This is a genomic window from Isoptericola sp. NPDC060257 (assembly GCF_042726645.1).
GTDB classification, from domain to species: Bacteria; Actinomycetota; Actinomycetes; order Actinomycetales; family Cellulomonadaceae; genus Isoptericola; species Isoptericola nanjingensis.
The window spans coordinates 1-7,304 of sequence record NZ_JBHXAW010000229.1 but is presented as its reverse complement, the minus strand read 5'-3'; the positions used below and the strand labels follow the sequence as shown (position 1 = coordinate 7,304).

The 7,304-nt window shown below is 74.7% G+C and carries 5 protein-coding genes; all 5 read left to right on the top strand.

Annotated elements, in window-relative coordinates:
- On the top strand, nucleotides 1–2,625 hold a 2,625-nt coding region (gene infB / locus ACFWEK_RS16490; RefSeq protein WP_430554734.1), incomplete at its 5' end, for a translation initiation factor IF-2.
- A 103-nt stretch (nucleotides 2,626–2,728) separates the two neighbouring features.
- A complete protein-coding gene (rbfA, locus tag ACFWEK_RS16485; RefSeq protein WP_430547082.1) occupies nucleotides 2,729–3,187 on the top strand; it encodes a 30S ribosome-binding factor RbfA in 459 nt (152 codons plus the stop codon).
- Nucleotides 3,184–4,146, top strand: a complete 963-nt coding sequence (gene truB, locus ACFWEK_RS16480) for a tRNA pseudouridine(55) synthase TruB (protein WP_430554733.1) — start codon at nucleotides 3,184–3,186, stop codon at nucleotides 4,144–4,146. The genes rbfA and truB overlap by 4 nt, the downstream gene beginning before the upstream one ends.
- A 370-nt stretch (nucleotides 4,147–4,516) precedes the next feature.
- The gene (locus tag ACFWEK_RS16475) at nucleotides 4,517–5,491 is read left to right on the top strand and encodes a bifunctional riboflavin kinase/FAD synthetase (RefSeq protein ID WP_430554732.1); all 975 of its coding nucleotides are present in this window, start codon (nucleotides 4,517–4,519) and stop codon (nucleotides 5,489–5,491) included.
- A 306-nt stretch (nucleotides 5,492–5,797) separates the two neighbouring features.
- A partial coding sequence (locus tag ACFWEK_RS16470; RefSeq protein WP_430554731.1) for a peroxidase family protein occupies nucleotides 5,798–7,304 on the top strand: 1,507 nt, incomplete at its 3' end.

Genomic DNA, 7,304 nt, shown 5'->3' with positions numbered 1-7,304 from the left:
AAGCCCGCCCCCAAGCCCGTCGCGCAGAAGCCGACCCCCGCGCCCGAGGCCGAGGCGCCCGCCGCCCCGGCGGCGGCCGCGACCCCCGCTGCGGCGACGCCGGAGGCCCCGGCCAAGCCCGCCAACCGTCCCGGCGCGCCGACCCCCGGTCCGCGTCCCGCGGCGCCGAAGCCGGCGCCGGCCGCGCGCGAGCAGCGCGACGGCGGCCGTGACGGTGGTCGTGACGGCAAGGGCGGCCGCGCACCGCGCCCCGGCAACAACCCGTTCGCGTCCAGCCAGGGCATGCCGCGCCAGGGGCAGCGCCCCGGCGGCGCCGGTGGCCCGCGCCCGGGCAACAACCCGTTCGCGTCGAGCCAGGGCATGCCGCGCCCCGGCCAGCGCCCGGACCGCGGCGAGGCCGCGCCCGAGCGTTCGGGCGAGCGTCCCGGCGGTCCCCGTCCGGGCGGTCCCCGCCCCGGCGGCCCGCGTCCCGCGGCGCCTCGTCCCGGCGGCCCGCGCCCCAACCCCGGCATGATGCCGGGCAAGACCTCGATGCCGCGTCCCGGCGAGCGCCCGGCGCCCGCGGGCGGCGGTCGTGGCGGCGGTCGCGGTGGCGGCCCCGGCGGCGGTGGCGGCGGCGGCTTCCGCCCCGGCGGTGGCGGCGGCTTCGGCGGCCGTCCCGGCGGTCGCGGCGGTGCCGGTCGCGGTTCCACGCAGGGTGCGTTCGGCCGCGCAGGCGGCCGTCCGGTCCGCGGGCGGAAGTCGAAGCGCGCGAAGCGGCAGGAGTTCGAGCAGATGCAGGCGCCGTCGCTCGGCGGCGTGCAGGTGCCCCGCGGCAACGGTTCGACCGTCGTCCGCCTGCGCCACGGCTCGTCGCTGAACGACTTCGCCGACAAGATCGACGCGAACCCCGCGAGCCTGGTCACGGTGCTGTTCCACCTCGGTGAGATGGCGACCGCGACGCAGTCGCTGGACGAGGACACGTTCGGCACGCTGGCCTCCGAGCTCGGCTACGTCATCGAGATGGTGTCGGCCGAGGAGGAGGACCGCGAGCTGCTCGGGGCCTTCGACATCGACCTCGACGCAGAGCTCGAGGGCGAGTCGGACGACGAGCTCATGCCGCGTCCGCCGGTCGTCACCGTCATGGGTCACGTCGACCACGGCAAGACGCGTCTTCTCGACGCGATCCGCCAGACCGACGTCGTCTCCGGCGAGGCCGGCGGCATCACCCAGCACATCGGTGCGTACCAGGTGCGTCGTGAGCACGAGGGCGTCGACCGCCCGATCACCTTCATCGACACCCCGGGCCACGAGGCGTTCACCGCCATGCGTGCCCGTGGTGCCCAGGTGACGGACATCGCGATCCTCGTGGTCGCCGCCGACGACGGCGTCATGCCGCAGACGGTGGAGGCGCTGAACCACGCCCAGGCGGCCAACGTGCCGATCGTGGTCGCGGTGAACAAGGTGGACAAGGAGGGGGCGAACCCCGACAAGATCCGCCAGCAGCTCACCGAGTACAACCTGGTGGCCGAGGAGTACGGCGGTGAGACGATGTTCGTCGACGTCTCCGCGAAGCAGAACCAGGGCATCGACCAGCTCCTCGAGGCCGTGCTGCTCACGGCGGACGCCTCGCTGGACCTGCGGGCGAACCCGGACAAGGACGCCCGAGGCGTGGCCATCGAGGCCAACCTCGACAAGGGCCGCGGCGCCGTCGCGACCGTCCTCGTCCAGTCGGGCACCCTGCACGTCGGTGACGCGATCGTCGCGGGCACGGCCCACGGCCGCGTGCGCGCCATGTTCGACGAGCACGGCGAGGCCGTGACCGAGGCGGGCCCGGCCCGGCCGGTCCTGGTGCTCGGTCTCGCGTCGGTGCCGAGCGCCGGCGACACCTTCCTGGTGGCGCCGGACGAGCGCACGGCCCGCCAGATCGCCGAGAAGCGCGAGGCCGCCGAGCGTGCCGCCCTCCTGGCCAAGCGCCGCAAGCGCATCAGCCTCGAGGACTTCACGCAGGCGCTCCAGCAGGGCAAGGTCGAGACCCTCAACCTGGTCCTCAAGGGCGACGTCTCCGGTGCCGTGGAGGCTCTGGAGGACGCACTGCTCAAGATCGACGTCGGCGACGAGGTCGAGCTGCGCGTCATCCACCGCGGTGTGGGTGCGATCACGCAGAACGACGTCAACCTGGCCACGGTCGACAACGCGGTCATCATCGGCTTCAACGTGAAGTTCGGCGAGCGCGTCGAGGACCTCGCGGACCGCGAGGGCGTCGAGGTCAAGTTCTACTCGGTCATCTACCAGGCGATCGACGACGTCGAGGCGGCCCTCAAGGGGATGCTCAAGCCGGAGTACGAGGAGGCCCAGCTGGGCACGGCGGAGATCCGCCAGGTCTTCCGCTCCTCGAAGTTCGGCAACATCGCGGGCTCGATCGTCCGGTCGGGCACCATCCGCCGCAACACGAAGGCGCGCGTCCTGCGCAACGGCAAGATCGTCGGGGACGACCTCACGATCGAGTCGCTGCGTCGCGAGAAGGACGACGTCACCGAGGTCCGCGAGGGCTTCGAGTGCGGTATCGGCCTGGGGTCGTTCAACGACGTCACCGAGGGTGACATCATCGAGACCTTCGAGATGCGCGAGAAGCCGCGCGCCTGACGGTCGCGCCGCAAGGTACAGTCCGACGGCGTCCCGACCCGCCCCGCTTCGACAGGAGCAGGGCAGGGCGGGGCGCCGTCGGCGTCGAGAGAGGGAGACACCCATGCCCGGTCCCAAGGGCGACAGGCCCGAGAACCCGCGCGCCCGCAAGCTCGCGGACCGCATCAAGGAGATCGTCGCGCAGCTGCTCGACACGCGGATCAAGGACCCGCGTCTCGGCTTCGTCACCGTGACCGACGTGCGCGTGACGGGCGACCTGCAGAACGCCTCGGTGTTCTACACGGTCTTCGGCACGGACGAGGAGCGGGCGGGCACCGCCGCGGCGCTGGAGAGCGCCAAGGGGATGATCCGCTCGGAGGTCGGCAAGCAGACCGGCGTGCGCCTCACCCCGACCATCGAGTTCTTCCTGGACTCGATGCCGGAGAACGCCGCGCACCTGGACGCCGCGCTCATCGAGGCGCAGCGCCGGGACGCCGAGCTCGCCGCCCTGCGTGAGGGCAAGGGCTTCGCCGGCGAGGAGGACCCGTACCGCAAGCCGCGCGAGGACGACGAGGACGAGTGAGCGGCCAGGGGGAGCGCCCGCCCCGCCGCCCGACCGCTCCTGACGGGTTCCTCGTCGTCGACAAGCCGGCGGGCTGGACCAGCCACGACGTCGTCGGGCGGTGCCGCCGGCTGGCGGGGACGCGCAAGGTCGGGCACGCGGGCACCCTCGACCCGATGGCGACGGGCGTGCTCGTCGTCGGGGTCGGGCGGGCCACCAAGCTGCTCACCTACGTGGTCGGCGCGGACAAGGCGTACGACGCGACGATCCGCCTCGGTGTCGCCACCACGACCGACGACGCGGAGGGCGAGGTCGTCGAGGCCCTCGGGGTCGGCGGCGGCGTCGACGGCGCGGACCTGGCGCGCGAGGCGGCCGTCCTCACGGGGGACATCCGGCAGGTGCCCACCACGGTGAGCGCGATCAAGGTGGACGGCAAGCGTGCCTACGCGCGCGCCCGGGCGGGGGAGGACGTCGTCCTCGAGGCCCGCCCGGTCACCGTGAGCCGCTTCGACGTGCTCGGCACCCGCCCCGCGACGACGGACGACGGCGTGGCGGTGCTCGACGTCGACGTGACCGTGGTCGTGTCCTCGGGGACGTACGTCCGCGCGCTGGCCCGCGACCTGGGCGCCGCGCTCGGGACGGGTGGCCACCTCACGGCGCTGCGCCGCACGAGGGTGGGCGGCTACGAGCTCGCCGCGGCGCGCACGCTCGACGAGCTCGAGGCCCAGGCGGACGCCGACGGCGTGCTCGCGACGCTGCCGCTCGCGGAGGCCGCCCGCGCGACGTTCCCGGTCCGGGAGCTGACGGCCGACGAGGCTCGCGCCCTCGGCTACGGCCAGTGGGTGCCGGCGAGCGGGGAGCGCGGCACGGTCGCCGCGATCGGCCCGGACGGCGCGCTCGTCGCGCTGCTGGAGGACACCCGTCGCCGGGGCGAGGCGCTGGCGAAGCCCGTCCTCGTGCTCGCCCCGGCCGGCGGCTGAGCGCACGCCGCGACCCGCGCGGCCTCGGCGTCGGGCTCGACGCCGCCGGCGGTGCGCAGGTGGCCCACCAGCGACAGGAGCATCCCCGCCGCGGCCCAAGGCCGAGGGCGAGCCACGCGGGCGCGGCGTCCGCCGACGGGAAGTACGCCAGGGCGCGCAGCAGGGTGGCGCCCGCCCCGGGCGGGGACCACCGGCCGATCTCGCCCGGTGTCCCGGGAGGAACTCCGGAGGCAGGGTGGCGCCGCCGCGGCGGCGCTGCCGCGATGAGCGAGGCGCGCGTCCGTCCGGGGCGGGATCGTCGGTCTATTCTTGACGGTCGGTGCCCGCAGGGGGCGCCGGCAGCCGACCTCGACGAGACGGAGCGCGACGCGTGCAGGTGTTCACGGACCTGGACCAGGTCCCCGACGGCTTCGGCCCGTCGGTCGTCACGATCGGCAACTTCGACGGCGTCCACCGCGGCCACCAGGCCGTGCTGGGGCGTCTCGTGGACCTGGCCCGCGCCGACGACCGCCTCGCGGTGGCGCTCACCTTCGACCCGCACCCGGCCCAGGTGCACCGTCCGGAGACGGCGCCCGAGCTGCTGACGGGGCTGCGCGACCGGCTCGACCTCCTGGCCCGTGCGGGCCTCGACGCCGTGCTGGTCGTGCCGTACACGCTCGATCTCGCCGCGCAGACGCCGGAGGAGTTCGTCACCCGGTACCTGGTGGACGGGCTGGGCGCGCGCTCCGTCGTCGTCGGGCACGACGTCCGGTTCGGCAAGGGCAACGCCGGCACGCTGGCCACGATGGTGGAGCTCGGCGGTACCCACGGCTTCGAGGTCGTGGCCGTGGACGACGTCGGCGAGTGCGCGCCCGGCAGCGCCGGGGCGCGCGAGCGCTGGTCGTCGTCGGCCGCGCGGGCGCTGCTGGCGGAGGGCGACGTGGCCCAGGCGGCCGAGGTGCTCGGCCGGCCCCACCGCGTGCGCGGCACCGTGGTGCACGGGGACGCGCGCGGGCGGGAGCTCGGCTTCCCGACGGCGAACCTCGGGCACGCCGAGGGCATGGTCCCCGCCGACGGCGTGTACGCGGGCCGTCTGCTGCGCCCGCGGCTCGCGCAGGAGGACCCGGGCAACCCCGACGCCGACCTGCCCGCGGCCATCTCCGTGGGCACCAACCCCACGTTCGACGGCGTGGAGCGTCGCGTCGAGGCCTACGTGCTCGACCGCGACGACCTGGACCTGTACGGGGAGACGGTCGTGCTGGAGCTCGTGGAGCGGCTCCGTCCCACGCTGCGGTTCGACGGCATCGAGCCGCTCATCGAGCAGATGCACGCCGACGTCGCGCGGGCGCGCGACATCCTGCGCTGAGATTCTGCGCCGAGATCCTGCGCTGACGCCTCCCGCGACGCGGGAGCGGGTGAAAGCTCGCGCGACCGGTCACGGTCGCGGGCGGCGGCCCTCTCTCCTGGCGTGACGGAGCGGGCGTGCCCGGTCCGTGGGCCGCGGTGGTACCGCGGACCCGTCGCGGCGTGCCACCGCACTCCCTGATCCACTGCGGTGGCCGCGTCGCAGCGCGCTGTCCCGGGCCGTCTCCCTCCCTGAGCGGCGGCGGCCCGGGACTCGCCCCGCGTCGGGCGGCGCCCGGCGCCCGCTTCTCCCGAGAGGGGCAGAGCCATGGCGGCTCAGCAGACCATCGAGCAGGAAGCGCCCGAGCCCGGGCACGACCTCCACTCGGACCCGGTCGGCCGGACGGTGCGCAGCGTGCGCCACGGCGGCCAGGTCCGCCCGCGCCCTCGACCCCGTCCGCGACCCGACCCCGACCCGGGGTCGTCGCCCGCACCCCTGCTGCACGAGACGGAGCTCGCCGTCCTGCGCGACATCGTCGAGGACCGCTTCGAGGCGACGACGTCGTTCGACTACCTCTTCCGCGGCCTGCGCGGGCGCTTCCCCGCCGCGCACCTGCCGGTCGGCGACGACCCGCCCGAGGGGCCGATCGGTGGACCGACCGTGGACGCGGTCGTCGCGGCGCTGAAGAAGCTCGGCGCGGGGATGATCGAGCCGGCAGGTCCGCCGAACCCGGCCCTGGACTCCACGGTGCCCGCGATCTACACCTACTGGGGTCAGTTCATCGACCACGACATCACCCTCAACACCAACGGGCCCGACGGCCCGCCGGAGGCGGGGGAGCGGCCGCGACCCGGCGACCTGGTGCTGGGCGACATCGTGTCCGACCCGTTCACGGCGTTCCCGCCCGAGGTCGTGGTCCGCAGCCTGCACAACGGCCGGCACCCGTTCCTCAACCTCGACAGCCTGTACGGCAGCGGACCGCGGTTCCCGGGGGAGCCCGGACGGAGGACCACCCGCAGCGAGGCCGCGTACGCCACGACCGACCCGACCAAGCTCGCGCTCGGCCGCGTGGCGACGACCCCGATCCCGGGGTTCGAGCTGGTGCCCCCGGGCGACGACCCGCAGCGCGACCTGCCGCGGTTCTCGTCCGAGGAGATCGCCGACCTCGACGTCCCCGAGGACGACCGACCCGCCCCCGGGTCGGCGAAGATCCCGGACGGGCGCAACGACGAGAACCTCGTCGTGGCGCAGCTCCACCTCGGGTTCATCCGGTTCCACAACGCCGTCGTCGAGTGGGTCCGCCGCACCGAGCCGTGGCTCACGGTGGACGAGCGGGCGGTCTTCGACCGCGCCCAGCAGCTCACGCAGCACCACTACCAGTGGCTGGTCGTCCACGACTACCTGCGCACGCTGACCAAGCCGGGGGTGCTCGACGAGGTGCTCGTGGAGCCCTCCCTGCTGTTCCGGCCCCGCCGCAAGATCGCGATGCCGCTCGAGTTCGCGGTCGCGGCCTTCCGTTTCGGGCACTCGATGGTGCGGGGCGGCTACGACTTCAACCTCAACTTCGGGAAGGTCGCCCCGCCGGCCGCACCGCCACGGGCCGCGTTCGGGAGCCTGGTGCAGCTGTTCGAGTTCACCGGGGGCGGAGGCCTCGTGCCCACCGGTGCGCCTCCCGGCGAGGTACTCCCGTCGAACTGGCCGATCGACTGGGCCCGGTTCGTCGACAAGGGCGACCCCGACCGCCGGCGCTCGGCGGCGAAGATCGACCCCTTCCTCGCCAACGGCCTGGCGACGATGCTCAAGGAGGGCAACGACCCGGGCCTGGCCCCGGGGG

What these genes read in the sequence shown, in the direction of transcription:
- rbfA (WP_430547082.1), top strand. Translation starts at nt 2,729, where the DNA reads ATGCCCGGTCCCAAGGGCGACAGGCCCGAGAACCCGCGCGCCCGCAAG.